Consider the following 18,645-nt stretch of genomic DNA (forward strand, 5'->3'; position numbering starts at 1 on the left):
TAATACGGTAGGATGCCCGCATGTTGCGTTACTTCACTGCGGGCGAATCCCACGGGCCCTGTTTGACGATGATCGTCGACGGCGTGCCCGCGGGATTTCCTATCGATGTCGCCCAAATCAATCACGATCTGTGGCGCCGCCAGCAGGGCTACGGCCGCGGCGGCCGTATGCTTATTGAAAAAGACGAAGTGTCGATCCGCTCCGGCATCCGCTGGGGCGAAACCCTCGGCTCGCCGGTTACGTTCGGCATAGAAAACCGCGACTGGAAAAACTGGACCAAGAAAATGTCGCCGTCCGCCGAGGATCGCGATAACAAGATTGCCGTCACCAACCCGCGCCCCGGCCATGCCGATCTGAACGGCGTGCTGAAATACGACCGCGCCGATGCGCGCGACATTCTCGAACGGGCGAGCGCGCGCGACACGGTGTCGCGCACGGCCGTGGGCTCCTTCGCTAAACAGCTGCTTTCTCCCTTCGGTATTCGCGTCATGGGCTATCTTCGTTCGCTGGGCGGCATCGAAGCCAATCTGGATGGCTTATCTTACGAGGAAACCTTCTTGCGCTCTGAAGAGTCGCCGGTGCGCACGGCCGATCCAAAAGCGGAAGAGCAGATGATCGCGCTCATCGAAGAGTGCAAAATAGAAGGCAACACGCTGGGCGGAATCTTCGAAGTTGTCGCCCTCGGTTTGCCGCCCGGTTTGGGGACCCACACCCAGTGGGACCGCAAGCTCGACGGCCGTTTGGCGCAGGCGTTGATGAGCATTCAAGCCATGAAGGGCGTCGAAATCGGGCTCGGCTTTGAGATGGCGCGGCGGCGCGGCTCGCAGGTGCACGATGAGATTTTTTTCGATCCGAAGAAAGACGTGAGCCAGGCCACGCCGCGGATTGTGCCGACAGGTTTTTACCGCGGCAGCAACAATTCCGGCGGCACCGAAGGCGGCATGACCAACGGCTCGCCGTTGGTGGTGCGGGTGGCAATGAAACCGATTTCCACCTTGATGAGTCCGTTGAATTCGGTGGATCTGCACACGAAGCAACCCACGGACGCCTCGGTGGAGCGCTCCGACGTTTGTGCCGCGCCGGCGGCGGCGGTGGTGGGCGAGTCGGTGGTGGCTTTCGAACTGGCCAATGCTTTCCTGGAAAAATTTGGCGGTGACTCGCTGCGTGAAACCCGGCGCAACTACGAGAATTATCTCGAACAAATTAAAAACTACTAGCCGTTGCAGGAACATCCTTCGCATAACATCGCGTTGACCGGCTTCATGGCGGTGGGTAAAAGCGCGGTGGGGCGCAATCTCGCCAAGAAGCTCAAGCGCCACTTTGTCGACCTCGACCGCGCCATTGAAAAAAAAGAAGGCAAAAAGGTCCGGGAGATCTTCAGCGAGAACGGCGAGCCCTATTTCCGCCAGGCGGAAAAGCAGGCGTTGGCCGAAGTTCTAGCGCAAAGTAGTCAGATCATCGCAACCGGTGGCGGCGTCATTATGGATCAGGACAATCTCGCTCTGTTGAAGGAGAAATCGCTGCTCGTCTGTCTCACGGCGAGCACCGAGGTCATTCTCAAGCGGGTGGGTAACGGCACCAAGCGGCCGCTGCTCAAAGGCACCAATCGCGAAGAGCGGATCGAGCAACTGCTCGGCGAGCGCGCCAAGCAATATGCCCAAGCGCATCTCAGCGTCGATACCAGCGATGCGACGATCGATCAGGTGGTCGATAATATCATCGCCCAGTTGGATGCCCCGGCGAGTCATGATGCAAACGTTGACGGTTAATCTCGGGGAGCGCTCCTATCCGATACACATCGGCGGGGGGATTTTAGCGCGCGCCGGGGATTATCTCGCGCAGGCCGGTCTGCGCGGCAAGGTGGCCGTGGTGAGCAACCCCACCGTCGCCCAGTTGTATCTCGACACGGTGCACGACGGGCTCAAGGCAAGTGGCTTTGAAACCATTCCAATTTTGATTCCCGATGGGGAAGAGCACAAAAACCTTGCGACTTTGGCGCAGATTTTCGATCGTCTCATCGACGAGCGGCTGGAGCGCAAGTCGTGCATACTGGCGCTCGGCGGCGGTGTGATCGGCGATATGGCGGGTTTCGCTGCCGCAACGTACTTACGCGGCGTGCCTTACGTGCAGGCGCCGACGACGTTGTTGGCGCAGGTCGATTCGAGCGTGGGCGGCAAAACCGCGGTGGATCATCGCCAAGGCAAAAATTTGATCGGCGCATTTTATCAGCCGCGGCTGGTGCTGATCGATGTCGAGGCGTTGAATACTCTGCCGCGCCGTGAGCTCATCGCCGGCCTCGCGGAAGTGATCAAGTACGGCGTCATTGAGGATCCGGCGCTGTTTCGCCTGTTGGAGCGTGATATCGACAAGCTCATCGCGCTCGATCATGAGCTCTTGATTCACGTGATCGCCACGAGCTGCGCCATCAAGGGGCGCGTGGTCGAGCAGGATGAGCGCGAAGACGACTATCGCGCGGTGCTCAACTTCGGTCACACTTTGGGCCATGCGCTTGAGGCAGCGACGAACTACACGCAGTTTCTCCACGGCGAAGCGATCGGCGTCGGCATGGCAAAAGCGACTGCGCTTTCGAAACGTTTTGGCCATTGCGATGAAACCGCCCTGGAGCGGGTGTGCAAGCTGATCGCGCAGGCCGGGCTGCCGCTGGAAATTCCCGCGAGCGTCACCTTGCAAGAGTTGATTCAAGGGATGGAAGTCGACAAAAAGTCCGCCGCCGGCAAAGTCAAGTTCGTCATGTGCGCCGGCATCGGCAAGACGAAGTTTCACAGCCTGGCGCCGGCCGAAATCATCGCGGCCTTGGGCGGCTAGAATGGTTTGGAAGAGCCAATGGCAAAAAAGAAAAGTATCTTGGTGTTAAACGGCCCCAATCTGAATATGCTGGGCACGCGCCAACCGGAAATCTATGGCCGTTTGACGTTGGAAGAGATCAATCAGCAAGTGCGCAAGCTGGCCAAGGAGTTGAACGTTGAGGTCGACATCCGCCAGTCGAACCACGAAGGGGAGCTGGTCACTTGGATACAGGACGCGCCGAAACGGTTTCAGGCGATCGTCATCAATCCAGCCGCCTATACGCACACCAGTTTGGCGATGAAGGACGCAATCTTTGCGTGCGGCCTACCGACCGTGGAAATTCACATTTCAAATATTTACAAGCGTGAGGACTTTCGTCATCACTCGCATATCGCTGGTGCGGCGGTGGGGCAGATTGCCGGCTTTGGCGTGCAGAGCTACTTGCTTGGCCTGCGCGCTGCCGTGGGGCAAATCTAGTTATTCGACAAACAACGAGCCGGTGTTGAAGCCTTTTTGGCGCATTTCATTGATCAGTTGTTCGCGTTGCCTCTCAATTTGAGTGGTTCTTTCACGGAGCTGGCTGAATTCCCTTTCTCTATCGTTGTAGGCCGGTGCTCCGGGTTGGGCAGCGGGGAACGGCGCGGGCGAAAATGACTCCGCTTTGGGCGGCAAGCTGCTAAACGGCGAGGGGACCAATAGCTTGACTGGCTCCGGTTGCGAAGGGTTGTGGAGAGCGTTCTTGTAGCGCGAGTTCGCGTCGTCGTTGTGGGCGCGCAGTTGTTCGTCGGTGTGCAGCTGGTTGCCTTGCGGGCCGGTGGTGCCTCGCACTGCTTGCGAGTATTGATCCCGGGCGCTCTTGAGCTGTTCGGTTAACGCCCTGACCTTATCTTGGTATTCCCTTTCTTCCTTGGCCCGTTGCGCTGCCTCGTTGGAAGCACCCTCCTTGCCACCCTCGCTGGCGGATCGTACCGCCGGCCGTGCGGGGGAAGCTGAGACCGTTTTTGTCGCCGTGGCCTGTTGGATATTGAAACTATTGCGATCTGCGGCGGCGGTATGGCGGATCGCCTGGATCTGGTCTTTGCTTATGCCAATCTCTCCGCCAAAGCCGCTGAACTTTATTACGCCGGCTTCTTCACGGTAGCTCGGCACGACGATGTTCCGGCCGTTCTTGAGCTCCAGCGTGTAGTCGGAACGCGCGGCGGCTGGAAACGACGTGATTGCGAGGGCGATCAAGGGCAACAACGCTTTTGGCTTCATCATAGACGCTATTATAGCGATCCGGCGGACCTCCGGCAATCGGCCAGTTTTGTTCGATATTATCCACATTTACTGGTCGTCTAAGACATGTTAGTTATTTGATTTACGGGGGCGCGCCATGAACCGAGCAAAATTTAGGCTTGTTGCCCAGGGGATTCTTCTGCTGTTTGTGACCGTCGCTCAGGCTGCTCTCAGTATGGGAGCGGAGCCCAGGGTCCAGATTCTCTCGCCCAAAGACGGCAGCCGCATCAGCCAAGATCAGAAAACCGTTCTGATTAGCGGCAAGGTCGGCAACCACCTGGCTCGATCCCCCAACGTCGATATCGCATTTATCGTCGATGTGTCCGGCAGCACCGCAGCCTATGCCGGCGTCGATCTCGGCGACGCTGGGCAGCTACCCGACGGTGGGTCGTCGCGGTTTCCGACACCGCAGATCTCCATTGGCGGCGTCAGTGTCGGTGGCGGTCCGCCGCTGCGCAACCTGCGCAATTCCGTGCTCGCCGCGGAGGTCGCCGCCGCGCGCCGCGTGCTTTTGCAACTCAATTCGGAGACCACCCGGGTCGGGGTGATCTCATTTGGTCAGGAGGTGCGGCTGCTGCAACCGCTCACCCAAGACTTCGATCTCGTCCGGCGCGCCCTGGACGACATATTACGCAATGGCCCGACCGGCGGAACCAACATGGTTGAAGGCATCCGGACGGGCATCTCCGAGCTGATGGGCTTTGGTCGCAGTGAAAAGCGGCCCGATGCGGTCAAAGTCCAGTTTCTGCTCACCGATGGCTTTCCAACACTGCCCATCGGCGGCGGCAAGTTTGCCGACCCGGAGGATACCAATCTCGCCATCAATGCGGCCCGCCTTGCGGGCCGCGCCGGGATCAAAGTTCATGTGTTTGCTTTGGGTGAGGACGCGTTGTCGCACCCCAGAGCGGCCACGGGCATTGCCGCTGAGAGCGGCGGCACGTACACACCGGTGTCGCGGCCGGCTGACGTGCTCGCGGTGATCGAAAGTATCTCCGTGGTGGGCGTCGATTTCGTGCAAATCGTCAATCAGACGAGCGGCCAGAAAGCTACCCAAACCAGGCTCGCCGCCGATGGATTCTTTTCTTCAGCCGTGCCGGTGGTGGATGGACGCAATCAGATCGAAGTCTTCGCGCGGGCGAGCGATGGCTCCATCGGCCGTGACCGGATTACCATCGACTACCAATCGAGCACACAGAAGTCGTTAGACCTGGAAGTCTTCCTGGAAAAAGAGAAAAGCCTAAAACTACAAGTGGAACGCTTGGGCCGCAGCCCGGCGGAAATCCAGCGCGACGTTGAGCGCAATCGCGAAGACAACACGCGGCGCCCGCCGCCGCAGCCGCCGGCGCCCTCGGAGACGCCGCGCTAGACGCTGCTCACGTTGCTCACCGGTGAGCAACAAATTCCAGATTACAAATTCCAGATTTTAGATTGCGGTCTTCAACGCTTGGCGCGTTCGGCTTCGGCGGCGATGGCGATTTCGGTGGCGCCGGCACGCTTGATGATCGACATGACGCGCACGGTTTCGCCAAATAAGACATCTTTATCGCCGCGCAAGATCACGGTCTTGTCGGCGTTGGCATTGAGCGCTTCTTTCAACGTGGCTTCGAGGGTATCCTCGCCAACTTTCTTCTGATTGACGAAAATCTCCTGCTTCGGCGTCAGCGTCACCGTGGTGCCGCGGGTCTCCGATTTTGTCGCAACCGCTTTAGGCAGATTGACTTTGCCTCCCGATTCGATCATCGCCGAGCTGGTGATCATGAAAATGATCAGCAGCACCAGAAAGATATCGGTGAGCGGCGTGATATTGATTTCTGCGACGATGCCGGCATCGTCGCCATTGCCGCCGAGGGGTGTGATAGCCATGGTGCGCTTACACTGCGAGGTTAAGGTTGTGGAGCACTTTGCTCACTTGTATGCGGAAAAGGCCGTTGATGTTGGAAATCCGCGTTTGAAAATAGTTGTAAAAAACCACGGCAATGATGGCCACCGCGAGGCCCAAGGCCGTTGCCACCAAAGCCTCAGAGATGCCGGCAGCCACTACCGCGAAACCGCCGGTGCCGGCGATGGCCATGTTTTCGAAAGCTTTGATGATGCCAACGACGGTGCCGAGCAAACCGATGAACGGCGCGCTGCTCGCCACGGTGCCGAGGATCCAGAGATTCTTTTTTAAGTTTTGGGTTTCTTCAAACATCGCCTCGGCAGCAAAGGCGTTGGCGGTGTCGAGCCCAAAGTTGCCTTCCTTGTCAAAAACATTGAGGAAGATTCTCCCCGCTGGAGAATTGTTATTCTGCCGGCAGATCGCCAGGGCCAAATCGCGCTGGCCTTTTTTGATCGGATCGAGGAGAGATTCGGCCAGCCGAGTGGTCGCTGCGCCGACATTGCGCAGGGTCCAGAGCCGCTCGAACACGACCGCGACGCTGACAATCGACAGAATGATCAATGGGTAAGTAGTCAGCCAACCCTTGTTGATAATATCGATGAGATCCAAACCTTGTGGTTGCATCGTCAGTGATTTCTCCGAATCTTTCGCGGCAGATTACCTGAAAACAACTATTATTGAAATCTTCAAACCAACAACGACGCAGCGTTCAGCCACGCACGCCGACGGTGACGGTGAACTGCATGCGCAATGGCTCGTTGGCGAGTTCTTTCAAACTGTCGGGGATCGGCGGAAAAGGCGAGGCCCTTCTCATGGCATCCACGGCGCTTGAGTTAATGCGGGTATCGGAAGAATCGATGACATCGGCTTGAATCAGCCGGCCGGCGCGGTCGAGGGAGAAGACGACAGCGACACGCTGCACACCGGAAACACCATCGGGAAAGCGCCAGACCGCTTCGACGCGTTTTTTTAGCTGGGTGAGATAGCTATTGAATTCCGCCGCGGGGATGCCCCGTAATCCAGTGGCACTGCCGCCGCCGGTACCCGTGCCGGTGCCGCCGCCGGCGATGCCAGTGCCACTCTTGCTGCCGCCGGGCACACCGTAGGGTCCTGTGCCGGTGCCCGTGCCTTTGAGCGCCCCGGGAATCTGCGCGCCTTCTTTAAGCCCGCGAATGCCTGGGCCGTCGCTCGCACCTTTGGCCATTGCCAAGCTCCTCTGGTTGAGCTCGGCGTCCGCCGCGGCGCTGCCGGGCAAATTGGTCGGCGCATCGCGGGTCGGCAGGCGAACTAGCGAATCGGGTGAAGTTTCCTTGGCGTTGACCGATTCCTGGCGCGTATCCGCTGAGGCTAACACTTTGGGACCGGGAAGGGCCACCGGTTTAGGGGGCGGCTCGGTGGCCGGCTCGGCGTTCTTGCTTGGAGCGGTGGCTTCGAGCGAGCCACTATCGATTTTGCCGGTTCTCGGCGCCGGTGGAATCGGCGTGCCGAGCTTGGGCATAGTCTTGGGACCGCCGGGGCCCTGGCCCGGGCCGATGCTCTTGTTGGGCGAACTGCCTTCGCGCACCTCGGGCACGCGCACCTCCGCCAACTGCACGGCGATCGGCACTTCCGGCTCCGGTTTGGCGATCTGCAAGTTAACCAGGCGCAACGTCAAGAGGGCCAGCAAGCCATGCAACAGAATGGAGGACAGCAGAAAGGGGGCACGGAAAACCGAGGAGAGGCCCGTATCTCCCCAAGAAGTGGACATCGTGTTGCCCATCTTAGCTTCCCGGCAGTGAAACAGTTCTAAGGTCGCTGTTAGGCAGCTGTTCTTGCTTGGCGAGAATTTCCAGACCTGCGGCGCTGACGTCGCGCCGCGCGACACGACCATTCTCATAGTAGGTCCAGATGTCGGCGATGCCATCGCCGTTCAAATCGCGCTCGTCTTTCAGGATAACCTCGCCGTCTTGTGTCACATCGTAATAAACCCAAGAATCGGCACGGCCGCGGCCGGTGGTGTCGCGTTCGACTTTGGCGAGGCGGCCCTTTTCGTAGGTCGCGCGGTAGGTCATGCGCCCCTGGCCCACTTCGTCGCGTTCTTCGCGCGCGAGCACGTCGTCGTTGTAATAGTAAATCGTTGTCGGTTGGCCCTGGCCGCGGGTATCGACTTCACGACGCTGCAATTTGCCGTCTTTGAAATAGCTCCAGGTATCGACTCGGCCGTCGCCCTTGGTCGATTCCTCCTGGCGCACGATCTCGCCGGGTTTCTGGGGGTTGTAGTAAATCCAAAGATCTGGGATGCCATCGCCGTTCATGTCGCGGACCTCGACGTTTTTAAAGGGCGCTGGTGCGGCTGGCGCCGGCACGGGTTTATTGACTGAAGCAACCTCAATCCTTTCACGATTAGGCTGACTTTGGGAAGGCTGCGAAGCCCGGTTGCCACCTGGCGTGGTTGTGGGGGGGGTTGTTGTGCCGCTTCCCAACACCTGACCCTCCAACGCCCGCTGCCGCTCAAGTTCCTTTTCGATGAGCGCCTCGAGCTGCTGGTCTTTCTGGGTTTCCTTGCTGACCTGGGCTATGACTCGCTCTTCTTCCTGGCCGCTTGTCACCATCCCATAGATCGCGCCGACCAACATGCCGCCCAAAGCGCCGAAGTGGCCGAACGGGCCGGCAAGCATGCCCCCCCAGCGCGCTCCTTCAGCCATCGATCCCATAACATGCTGGTTGGCTCTGCTGCTGCGCGGCGGCGATTGGGGCTGTGGCGTTCGGCTGGTTGGAGATCCGCTTGCCGTGGGCGGCTGCGCTCCCGAGCCGGCCGGATAATTGGGCACGGGATAGCTGCCGGGCGGATATTGCGTCGCGCTCGCCTGGCAGCCAGCCAACAACGCTGCAACCAGCAAAAGCACCGGGGCTGAGGCGAATGTTTGCCAGGGGTCTTTCATAACGCCGATTCTACTTTACTTCGCTGGCCGCGGACAAGACGGCTTGCTTGCGCGATTGGCCGACGGCCGAAGCCATGACAGAGTCCGAGCCCAGCATCGTGCGCAGCTCCGCTTCGACGCTGCCGAACGGCGTCGGCACGCTGGGCGGGTCGATATTGGCGAGCTGCTCTTGGCCGGAGACCTGGCCGCCCTTAAACGTATACCGAGCGCTAACTTTGCCGGTGAAGTTTTGATCCTCTAGCTGCTCGACCATTTCGCCGTTCTCAAAGCGCACCCAGACATCGACACGGCGGTCTTTGTTGGTGTCGGCTTCCTGGCGGGCAACCTTGCCGTTCTCGTACCAGAAGCGCATGTCAAAGAAGCCATCGCCATCGCTGTCGCGCTCTTCGCGAATCAGCTCATTGTCTTTGAAGAAAAAAATCAGGTCCCACTTGCCGCTGGCTTTGCTGTCGCGCAGGCGCTTTTCCAACCGCCCCTGGTAAAAAGACTCGACCATATCCATGCGGCCGCGTCCGGCGCCATCTTCCTCGCGGCGAATCACTTCATCGCCATTGAAATAAACTATGCGGCCGACTCTGCCATCGCCCCGCATATCTTCCTCTTGTTTGACGAGCCGGCCGTCGCGATAATAACCCCAGAGGTCGATTTTTCCGCTAAATTTTCGGTCGAGCTCCTTGCGAACGAGTTGACCGTCTTCATAAAAAGAATAACTGTCGGGTTTGCCGTCGCTGTTGGTATCCTCATCGACTCGGCTGACTTTGCCGTCGCGAAACTGCACCGTGCGGTTCGTAACGCCGCGGCCCTTGGTATCTTCCTCGCTGCGCACCGGCTGGCCATTCTTGTAGTAAACCCATTGGGTAGGTTTGCCGGTGCGGTTGGGGTCCTGTCCCTTGCGCTCGATCTCGCCGCTGGCGTCAAGAAAAATCCAGGTATCGAACTGTCCGTCGTTCTTACTGGCGATTTCTTGCCGCCTCGGCTTGCCGTTTTCGTAGTAGACCATGGCATCGATCTTGCCGTCGAAATTACTGTCCTGTTCGATGCGTTCGATTTGCCCCTGCCGGTCATAGTGGGTCCAGCGGTCCATTTTACCGTCGTTGTTGGTGTCGCGCTCTTGGCGCACGACGTTGCCTTTTTCGTCATAAAAGAAGCTCGCCACCGGCTGCTGGGCAAACGCCGATGCAATGAGAAAAGCAGCGAGAGTCAGCGCCAGAAGGGCGGGAACTGGGAGCCGTTTAAGCATGGCCACTTGTTGACCGGACCTTGTCAAGCTACGACGCGGCCATGGGCAAGTCAATGCGCAATGGCGCGGCTCCGACAGGCCGTAACTCGATATTGTTGTCTCAACAGCCAATCCGCGTTATAAAATTGCGAAGAACCGCAATTGCTATCGGACCACCGAACTGTCTGTATGGTTGTCGTGCCACGCTAATGGTGAGTTTTCCTCGCAGGTGTTGGCCGGGCTTGGAGCCGGCGTTGCCAGCTCACGGCGGACGCGCGCCTGTTGAAGCCTAGCCCATCGACGTAGCCTTCCGGATATTTTCTCCCTAATGCGTTCGTGCTGAATCGTTTGATATGCAGTTAGATTACGACCCCATCGCAAAAACGACTGGAGAGAGCCGCGCCTACGCTCCCGCTCAAAGTGCGTTGAGCGAATCGCGCTGGCAGTTGCTCGTGCTGTTGGTTGGCCTGTTGATTCTATTCAGTGGGCTGGGCAGCGCGGCATTGTTCGAACCCGACGAAGGACGCAACGCCGAGAAAGCGCGGGAAATTCTCTTGCTCGGGGACTGGGTGACGCCGCACCAGAATTTTCTTCCGACTCTCGACAAGCCGATGTTTTTCTACTGGCTCATCGCGGCAGCGTTTAAGATTTTTGGACTCTCCGAGTGGGCGGCGCGCCTGCCGTCAACCCTGGCAGCGTTGGGCTGTCTATTCTTGATCCATCGATTTGCGCGCCGACAGTGGGGGTTGTGGGAAGCTCTGTGGAGCTGCTTGGTCCTCGTCACGAGCCTGCAATTTGTCATCTTCTCCCGTCTAGTAATCTTCGACATGACCTTGACGTTTTTCATTACCTGGGCGCTGTTTTCCTTTTATCGCATCGCCGAGGATGCTGCGTTTGGAGCGCGTCGCCGCGACGTCGTCAGTCTCTATGTCGCGATGGCTCTTGGCACTTTGGTCAAGGGGCCGATCGCGCTGATCGCCCCCGGCATGGTGATCTTGGGTTTCCTGTTACTTACCCGAAGATGGGCGCTGCTCAAGCAAATTAACCTGCCGCTAGGATGTTTGCTTTACCTGGCTATCGTTGTGCCCTGGTACGTCGCTGCCGAGATCAGGAACCCGGGCTACCTGCGTTATTTTTTTTGGGATGAGCACTTCGCTCGCTATCTAACGCCGCGCTTTAATCGTTCGAAGGGCTGGTACTATTTCCCCCTAGTTATCAGCGTCGGCTTTCTGCCATGGACTTTGAACCTGCCGATGGCAATCAAACGTTGCTGGCAGCAAAGGGCTGAGCCGGTGATGTTGTTTCTCGCACTCTGGGTGATTTTGCCCTTTGCCTTTTTCTCAGCGTCAAACTCGAAATTGCCACATTATATCTTGCCGATCTTTCCCGCTTTGGCGTTGCTGGTGGGACGCTCCATCAGTGCCGCGTTGCCAACGCAGCCGCGCGCTCCGTGGATGATGGACTTTTTGGCACCTTGGATTCTTTCCTTGAGCTGCATGTTGTATTTGCTTGTAGGCGCTTTTGCGCCGCAGGTATTGGTCGGACGCATTCGCTCGGGGGTGGTGGCGAACAGAGCTCTACTTGTGGCGGCAGCGCTAACGATGATCCTGGTGCTTTCGGTGGCGCTGCGCTACCGATGGCAAAACCGCTGGCAGGACCGCGGCTTTCCTTATCTATGCAGCGCCACCGGCTTGGCCCTTTTCATGACACTGCTCACGCAAATCGTCGCCTCGGCATCTTTCAATCGCGTGTCTAAACCGTTGGCCCAAGCGGCCGCGCCGCATCTCAACGGCCAAGAACAGCTGGCATTTTACGACACCTACGTTGAAGGTATTCCTTTTTATTTCCGCATCGACAAGCCAGCGTGGTTGGTGCAATCACCGGGCCGAACTAGCATCATGGCGAGCAATTACCTTGCGCTGCGCCGACCGCCGCCAGTCGCCGGTTATGGGCCGGTGCTGCTGCCATTCGAGGAATTCGCCGCGCGCTGGAAAAGCGGAAAAACCCCATTGCTTGTGATCGTCAGAGAAAACGGCCTGGGACAGTTCAGTGCATCCGTTGGCGCCACGCCGACGGAGCTTGCGCGTTTCGAAAATTATCGTTTGGTTACCAATCGATGAATCGCTACCGTTCGTGGCGGTGTTTGATCCAGTGAAGAATCTTTTCGCGGTAGATATAGGCGAGCAGCAATACCAACGCCGAGGCAACCGCGATGATGGCGAATTGCAAATAGTCTTGTTCGCGGAACTTGGCACCCTGGATCGTTAGCATGTAGGTGCCGGGCAACCTGCCGATGATCGAGACGATCAGAAACGTGCTGAGTTTCATGCGGCTCAGCCCCAGCACCAGACATAAATAATCCTTGGGGAACCCCGGAATCAAAAAAAGCAGAAAACAGATGAACGTGCCCGTGTTCGTGGTCAAGAAGTCGAACTTGTGCAAAACTTCTTGACTGACAAAGCGCTCGACAAACGGGCGCCCGAGAATGCTTGCCAGCTCAAAGGCAACCCATGAGCCAATGGCCAGGCCAATCGTCGAAAGAATAAATCCCAGGGTCTCGCCGTAGACGAAACCGCCGACCACGCCGGTCAGTTCGCCCGGTATCGGCGCCGCCACAACCTGCAGGATTTGCAGCACAACAAACACTGCCGGTGAGTAGGGGCCAAGCGACTGCAGGAAGCGGCCAAGTTTGTCGCCGCTGGAGGCGACGGCTTCGAAGTCCTCAAAATCTTCTCCGGCCGGCGCCAATGCCATCAGCGGCTGGGGTATGTACCGGCTAAAAAAGAACAGCAGCGCCAGCAGCACAATGAAAATGACTCCTCTGGTAATGAGCTGGCGGCGCTGAGAAATCATCGGCAAATGTATAGCAACGAAACGGTTCTAAGACGATAGAACTAGTCTTCAGGCCAAATGCTATCCGGGGCTGTCGCCGTGCTTATCAGCGAGTACTTTGCATCTGTTGCAGTAGCGCTTCGACTTTCTTCAGTTCGTCGCCATAGCCCGCCCAATTGCCCTGGCGCAGGAGCTCCTGCGCGCGTTGGAAATGCTGCAGTGCCTCACGCGCGGGATTTTTGACCTCGGCCGCCTTTTCGCCGGTTACAGCCGCGGTTGTGGGCGGCGCAAGCGGCGTCGTTGAAAGCGGCCTGCCGCCGAAAATCTTCTGAAGCGCCAGCTCAAGATTCTCCTCCATGGCGATCTGGTTGCCGAACGCGACAATGACCCGCTTGAGCTCGGGCAAGCTGCCTTGTTCGGCAGCCAGATAGAGAGGTTGAACATACAAAAGAGACTGGTCGATCGGGATGGCCAGCGGGATGCCGCGCACGACTTGAGAGCCGGCTTGATTCCACAAACTGAGCTGCTGAGAAATCACCGTGTCCTGATCGATGCGGGCGTCCACCTGTTTGGGGCCGTAAACCAGCTTGGCTTTGGGAAAGTTTAGCGCGATCAGCCTGCCGTAATTCGGCGCGTCGCTGCGCGCCGCCAACCAGGCGCGCATGTTGTCGCGCTTATTGGGTGTAAAGGGCAGCAAGAGTACGAACTCTTCTTTTTGCTCCCCGGGCAGACGCATGATCGTGTAATAGGGGTCGAGCTCTTGCTCGCGGCCGCCGGTGCTCTTGCGTGGAATGCTGAGCAGGTCCTCCTTGTTATAAAACACCTGAGGATCGCGCACGTGAAAGGTCGCGTACATATGCGCCTGGACGGTAAAAAGATCGACGGGGTATCGAATGTGCTTTTGTAGGTCGGCAGGCATCGTGCTTAACGGCTTGAATAGGCCAGGGAAAATCTTTGCATAGGACGAAACCAGCGGGTCGGTCGGATCGCTGAGATAAAAGTCGACGTTGCCATGATAAGCGTCAACGATGACTTTGACCGAGTTGCGGATATAGTTGCCCATCCGTCCTGCCGGCGCGGAGTAGGGGTAGTGACGCGAGGTGGTATAGCCGTCGATCATCCAGAAGAGCCTGCCGCCTTGTGCGATCACCATGAAGGGATCGCTGTCGAACGTGATAAACGGCGCAATCTTTCTGATCCGGTCCTGAATTTTACGGTGCAGGAGGATTCTGCTCTGGTTGGTGATGTCCTCCGACAGGGTGATGCGAAGCGCGGCAAAGTGCGCCGAGAAAAGCAGCTTGCGCCAGAACGAGTCGATGGGAATGCCGCCGCGGCCATCGTAGGTGGTGTAAATATTTTGGTCGCCGGCAGGATAGTCGAGCTCGCGGGCCTTGGTTTTGACCAAAATGTACTGGTTCGCAAGCTCGCCAAAGTAGATTCGAGGTTGGGTGACCTTGAACGTATCGGTTGACTGCGGCGGAATGTCCTTGATGAAAAATTCCGGCTGGCCGCCCGCGCTTACCTGGTTTACCGGGCTCACGACAACGCCATAACCATGGGTAAAGGTTAGATGGTCGTTGATCCAGTTTTGTCCCTGCAAATGGGCGTGGGAGATCTCGCGCGCGGAGATTGCTACCTGACGCATGCTGCCGTCGATTTCGTAGCGATCATGATCGAGGTCGACAAACTTGTAATAGGTGCGAATCTCTTGCAGCTGGGAGTAGCTTGCGAGCAATGGGCGCGGCTCCCAAAGTCGGATGTTCTTGATTGTGGAATCGTTGCGTTTGATGCCTTCCGCGGAAAGGCCTTCCTCGGCGGGGAAATCCTTGCTCTCGATCTTGTCCAGCCCATATGCTTGGCGGGTAAACCGGATGGTTCGCTCAAGGAATGGTTTTTCTGCGTCGACTTCGTTCGGGACAACACGAAAGCGCTGGAGCAACGTCGGATAGACATTGAGCCCGACCAGGTGTAATGCAACCAGGGCACCGATGCCGAACAGGACGAGCTTGTAACCGGTTCGGTAGAACTGGGCAAAACAAAGAACGGCCGCTGCCCCTGACATCACCGCTAACGCGCGCAGCGCCGGCAGATTTGCGTTGACGTCCGTATAGCCTGCGCCGAAAGCGGCGCCGCGGGGGGAGTAGAGCAACTCGTAAGCTTCTAACAGATAGCCGCCCGCTTTGGTGAGCAGAATCAATCCAACGAGCACCAGCAAGTGTTTCCGGGCGCGTTCCGAAAGAAAAATGCCGCGGGGGCCGTAAACGAGGCCGCGGTAGAGAAAATAAACCGCCGCACTGGCCACCAAACTCAGCCCCAAAGCGAATATTAGCCACTGGTAGACCGCGTTCAGCGCCGGCAACAGAAAGATAAAGAACGAAAGGTCGAGCCCAAAAACGGGATCGGCGATGGCAAAGGACGTGGGATTGAGAAACATGGGCAGCAGCTGCCAATTGGCGGCAACCGCAGGGGCGGCAAGCAAACCGATCAAGAATGCGCCCGGGAGCAACATCCGGCGCAGCAGCGGGTCGATCAACTCGGGAGGCGGCAGCTCGATCACATTGTCTTCGGCACTAAATCGGTAACCCGGAGGCGGCACTGCGGCAATTTTTAAATTGAGATACACCAATCCCGCTAACAGCAGGCCGCCGAGCGCTCCCAGGCCCAGTTTGTATGCCAGGGTCGTCGTAAAAACTCCGCCATACCCGACTTCCTGGAACCAGAGCCAATCTATATAGAAGTCAATGCCCTGCCGCACAAACAGGACGCCAACAAAGAGGAGAAAAAACAGAGCACCGGTCAGCTGGCGCATGGCATCTCCTTATCCGTCAAGCTCCGCTCAGAGACTTGAACCGAGAAAAAAAATGGCGTCGGAGGGGATCCCCGACGCCATTTTTTAACTAGCGATCCAAGAGGTCGTGAGCAGCCTAGGCCGTTGCGCCGACCTTCGGGCGCCACTTGTCGAACTTATTTTCCAAGCGAGAGAGCAGTTCCATCGCGACCATGCCCGTGATCGCGAAGACCAACACGCCGACGAAAACTTTGTCCGTTTGAAAAGTCGCGCCCGCCACCGTGATCATGAAGCCGATGCCGGCCGTCGCGGCATATAGCTCGCCGACCATGACGCCAATCAAGGCGCGGCCGACGCCCAAGCGGAGCCCGGTGATGATGAAAGGCAAAGTCGAAGGGAGCACGACGCTACGGAAGATCTGCCACTCAGAGGCGCCGAAGCTTTTGGCCGCGGTCAACAGATTGTAGGGGGTCGTTTTGACGCCGTCGCGAGCGTTGATCAGGATCGGGAACACGGCGCCAAGAAAGATGATCCCAACTTTGGAGAGAATGCCGATGCCGAGCCAAATGATGACAAGCGGCAGCAGCGCAACGCGCGGGGTCGCGTTCATCGCATTGACAAAGGGGTCAAAGGTGTAGGCCATCTTTTTGTACCAACCGGTAGCAATCCCGAACGGCACACCGACGATGACCGAAAGTAAATAGCCCCAGAAAAACTCGAGGCCGCTGACGCGGAGGTCGTTGTAAATTTCACCCGAAGCAAACAACTGGAAGGCGGCTTTGTAGATCAACGACGGGGCGCTCATGAACATCGGATTGATAATGCCTGCCCAGTTTCCGATAGTTTCCCAGGCGAGAAGAAAGATAATGACCGAGGTCGTGCCGATGATCAGTTTCTCGTTGTTGAGATAAAATTTGTAAGCGTTGGATGCTTCCGCAACTCGAACATCCAATAGTTGCTCTTCTGCTGCTTGTGCCATATCGTTTTCCTCCGGAGTTCTTAGGTTGAGAAACCCACCTTCGACCAGCCACGCGAACCAGTAGCAAATGGCTATCTGCTTGTCAATAGCAAAATATCTCGGTTTTTGCAAGAAAATTCGACCGCTTTCGGCGGCGCCGCTGGAGCAGCGATTCCCCCGCGAATCTTGACAATCGTTTATGTATTAAATAGTTTGGTCGGCAACACCCTGTCACTATCGGGAGAAATCTATGAAGCTCCTCTTCATCACGCCGCCAATGGGCAATTGGGCACCCTGGGGCGACAAGCATCTTGCCGTCAACTCGCTCCATGCGCAGGTCGCCGCGTTCATTCGGGAGAAAAAAGCGGCCGATCTTGCGGTGCTCGATTGCCGCGCTTTGGGTCTCAGCGATGAACAGATGCTCGAAGAAGTGAAGCGGGAAAAGCCGGACGCGGTTTTCTTTGGCGCCATGATCGCCGCCGCCGGCGGCGCCGCGACGCTCAATCGCTTTCATGGAGCGATGCAGAAAATCAAAGAGGTCGCGCCGAAGACAGTGACCATCGGCGGCGGCCTCATGTACACGGCGGTGCCGCAGAAGATCATGAACGACAACCCGCAGCTCGATTTCGCGATTGTCGGCGTCTTTGGCGACAATGAACACGCGGTTTGGGAGCTGCTCGAGGAGCTGAAAAAGCCGGCTCCGAATTTTGACGCCATCAAAGGTTTGGCCTATCGCAAGAACGGCGAGGTCGTGCTCACCCCGGCCCGGCCGGTGCTGATGAATCTCGACGAACTGCCGATGCCCGCCTACGATCTTTTCCCGATGGACAAATACTACGGCTATTCGGTGATTCCCAACTACAATGAGGCGGTCACCTCGCGCGGCTGCGAGGGCGCTTGCCACTTTTGTTATGAGTGGTGGCTGGTCGACCAGCGCAGCCCGCGCGACTTCAGCTCGCACCGCACGAAAGGCGGCCGCAAAGTCGCCGAAGAAATGGAACTGCTCAACAAAAAGTACGGCGTCAAAGCGCTCACGTTCATGGACGACGACTTTAACTCGGATCGCCAAAAGATGGTCGACTTGGTCGAAGCTCTCGAGGCAAAGAAGTTAGACGTGAGCTGGTTTATGCTGAGCCGCGCGCAGAATCTGATTCGCGATATGGATCTGGTGCCGCGCCTGCGCAAAGTCGGCCTATATCAGGTTTTGATCGGCATCGACGGCGGCACCGACGAAGAGATCGCCGAAGCGCGCAAGGGAGCGATGAAGGTCGGGGTCAAGGAACTGAAAGACCTGATCCAGTTCCTGCGCAAGAACGATATTTCGACCATCTCTACTTATTTAAACGGCTTCTGGGAGGACGACGAGGCGAAAATACGACAGCGCGCCAAAGCGGTCGATGAGATCGACCCGGACATCGTCATGATCCAGGTGCTGAACCCGATTCCCGGTTCACCGATTTACAAGGCGGCGGTGAAAAACAACATCATCGAAGTCGATAATCTCAGCCTCTATGATTTAGAACACAGCGTGATGCCGACCAAACATTTGACGCGGCAGCAGCTCGGCGAATTGACGGGATGGGCTTTCAAATCGTTCTACGGCAAGCCGGGGCGCGTCGAGCGCATTCTCAACGGCTACACCTCGCCTTACGTGAGAATGAAGTTCGAATCGTTCAAGAGCAACGCCGCCAAGTATGAAAAGAACGCCGCGCAAGGCGAGGCGGCAATATAGTCCTGGCGGCGGCATGGCGGAGCAGAAAACCTCTCCTTCCTTAAACGGTAAAGTTGTGCTGGTCACCGGCGCGAGCCGAGGCATCGGCGCCGCTGCGGCGATTCGCCTGGCCCAAGGCGGCGCTGCCGTGGTCGTCAACTATTTCCAAAACAAAGATGCCGCGCAAAAGGTGTTGGCGGAAATAGAAAGCGGCGGCGGCCGCGGCATTATTTTTCAAGCCGACGTCAGGC

The 18,645-nt window shown here is 57.7% G+C and carries 17 protein-coding genes; 8 read left to right on the forward strand and 9 right to left on the reverse strand.

Annotated elements, in window-relative coordinates; all coding sequences use genetic code 11:
• Window positions 1-23 precede the first annotated feature (23 nt).
• The 4 genes from aroC to aroQ are packed head-to-tail and all read left to right on the forward strand — an operon-like array spanning window position 24 to window position 3,285.
• Window positions 24-1,217, forward strand: a complete 1,194-nt coding sequence (aroC, locus tag FJ145_04940) for a chorismate synthase (protein ID MBM4260772.1) — start codon at window positions 24-26, stop codon at window positions 1,215-1,217.
• 45 nt (window positions 1,218-1,262) lie between these two features.
• Window positions 1,263-1,769, forward strand: coding sequence for a shikimate kinase (locus FJ145_04945; GenBank protein ID MBM4260773.1), 507 nt, complete (start codon window positions 1,263-1,265; stop codon window positions 1,767-1,769).
• Complete coding sequence (locus tag FJ145_04950; protein MBM4260774.1) at window positions 1,750-2,826, forward strand: 3-dehydroquinate synthase; 1,077 nt, start codon at window positions 1,750-1,752, stop codon at window positions 2,824-2,826. Before FJ145_04945 ends, FJ145_04950 begins: the two co-directional genes overlap by 20 nt.
• Before the next feature lie 18 nt (window positions 2,827-2,844).
• A complete protein-coding gene (gene aroQ, locus FJ145_04955; GenBank protein MBM4260775.1) occupies window positions 2,845-3,285 on the forward strand; it encodes a type II 3-dehydroquinate dehydratase in 441 nt (146 codons plus the stop codon).
• Here aroQ and FJ145_04960 read toward each other — a convergent pair whose 3' ends face one another.
• Window positions 3,286-4,068 (reverse strand): hypothetical protein, encoded by a 783-nt coding sequence (locus FJ145_04960; protein ID MBM4260776.1) that lies wholly within the window; start codon window positions 4,066-4,068, stop codon window positions 3,286-3,288.
• 115 nt (window positions 4,069-4,183) lie between these two features.
• Here FJ145_04960 and FJ145_04965 point away from each other — a divergent pair, with 115 nt between their 5' ends.
• The gene (locus FJ145_04965; protein ID MBM4260777.1) at window positions 4,184-5,452 is read left to right on the forward strand and encodes a VWA domain-containing protein; all 1,269 of its coding nucleotides are present in this window, start codon (window positions 4,184-4,186) and stop codon (window positions 5,450-5,452) included.
• 71 nt (window positions 5,453-5,523) lie between these two features.
• Here the strand turns inward: FJ145_04965 and FJ145_04970 are convergent, their stop codons facing one another.
• The 5 genes from FJ145_04970 to FJ145_04990 form a co-directional block, all read right to left on the reverse strand.
• Window positions 5,524-5,949, reverse strand: a complete 426-nt coding sequence (locus FJ145_04970; GenBank protein MBM4260778.1) for a hypothetical protein — start codon at window positions 5,947-5,949, stop codon at window positions 5,524-5,526.
• Between the two features lie 7 nt (window positions 5,950-5,956).
• Complete coding sequence (locus FJ145_04975; GenBank protein ID MBM4260779.1) at window positions 5,957-6,589, reverse strand: MotA/TolQ/ExbB proton channel family protein; 633 nt, start codon at window positions 6,587-6,589, stop codon at window positions 5,957-5,959.
• Between the two features lie 85 nt (window positions 6,590-6,674).
• Window positions 6,675-7,724 carry a TonB C-terminal domain-containing protein gene (locus tag FJ145_04980; GenBank protein ID MBM4260780.1) on the reverse strand — a complete coding sequence of 350 codons (1,050 nt, stop codon included), beginning with the start codon at window positions 7,722-7,724 and terminating at the stop codon, window positions 6,675-6,677.
• Between the two features lies 1 nt (window position 7,725).
• Entirely contained in the window at window positions 7,726-8,886 is a 1,161-nt protein-coding gene (locus FJ145_04985) for a hypothetical protein (GenBank protein ID MBM4260781.1), read from the reverse strand.
• Window positions 8,887-8,896: 10 nt separating this feature from the next.
• Window positions 8,897-10,126, reverse strand: a complete 1,230-nt coding sequence (locus tag FJ145_04990) for a hypothetical protein (protein MBM4260782.1) — start codon at window positions 10,124-10,126, stop codon at window positions 8,897-8,899.
• A gap of 332 nt (window positions 10,127-10,458) precedes the next feature.
• On the opposite strand from FJ145_04990, the gene FJ145_04995 reads away from it, so the two are divergent.
• Window positions 10,459-12,225: a glycosyltransferase family 39 protein gene (locus FJ145_04995; protein ID MBM4260783.1), complete on the forward strand. Its 1,767-nt coding sequence runs from the start codon at window positions 10,459-10,461 to the stop codon at window positions 12,223-12,225.
• 4 nt (window positions 12,226-12,229) lie between these two features.
• On the opposite strand, the gene FJ145_05000 is transcribed toward FJ145_04995, so the two are convergent.
• The 3 genes from FJ145_05000 to FJ145_05010 form a co-directional block, all read right to left on the reverse strand.
• A complete protein-coding gene (locus FJ145_05000; GenBank protein MBM4260784.1) occupies window positions 12,230-12,958 on the reverse strand; it encodes a TVP38/TMEM64 family protein in 729 nt (242 codons plus the stop codon).
• 85 nt (window positions 12,959-13,043) lie between these two features.
• Complete coding sequence (locus FJ145_05005) at window positions 13,044-15,746, reverse strand: UPF0182 family protein (protein MBM4260785.1); 2,703 nt, start codon at window positions 15,744-15,746, stop codon at window positions 13,044-13,046.
• A gap of 115 nt (window positions 15,747-15,861) precedes the next feature.
• Entirely contained in the window at window positions 15,862-16,704 is an 843-nt protein-coding gene (locus FJ145_05010; GenBank protein MBM4260786.1) for an ABC transporter permease, read from the reverse strand.
• Window positions 16,705-16,933: 229 nt separating this feature from the next.
• On the opposite strand from FJ145_05010, the gene FJ145_05015 reads away from it, so the two are divergent.
• Both FJ145_05015 and FJ145_05020 read left to right on the forward strand, forming a co-directional pair.
• Window positions 16,934-18,415: a radical SAM protein gene (locus FJ145_05015; GenBank protein MBM4260787.1), complete on the forward strand. Its 1,482-nt coding sequence runs from the start codon at window positions 16,934-16,936 to the stop codon at window positions 18,413-18,415.
• Window positions 18,416-18,428: 13 nt separating this feature from the next.
• Window positions 18,429-18,645, forward strand: a 217-nt coding sequence (locus FJ145_05020) for an SDR family NAD(P)-dependent oxidoreductase (protein ID MBM4260788.1), incomplete at its 3' end; no start/stop codon positions are given.

Source organism: Deltaproteobacteria bacterium (genome assembly GCA_016874755.1).
Classification (GTDB): domain Bacteria; phylum Desulfobacterota; class Binatia; order UBA9968; family UBA9968; genus DP-20.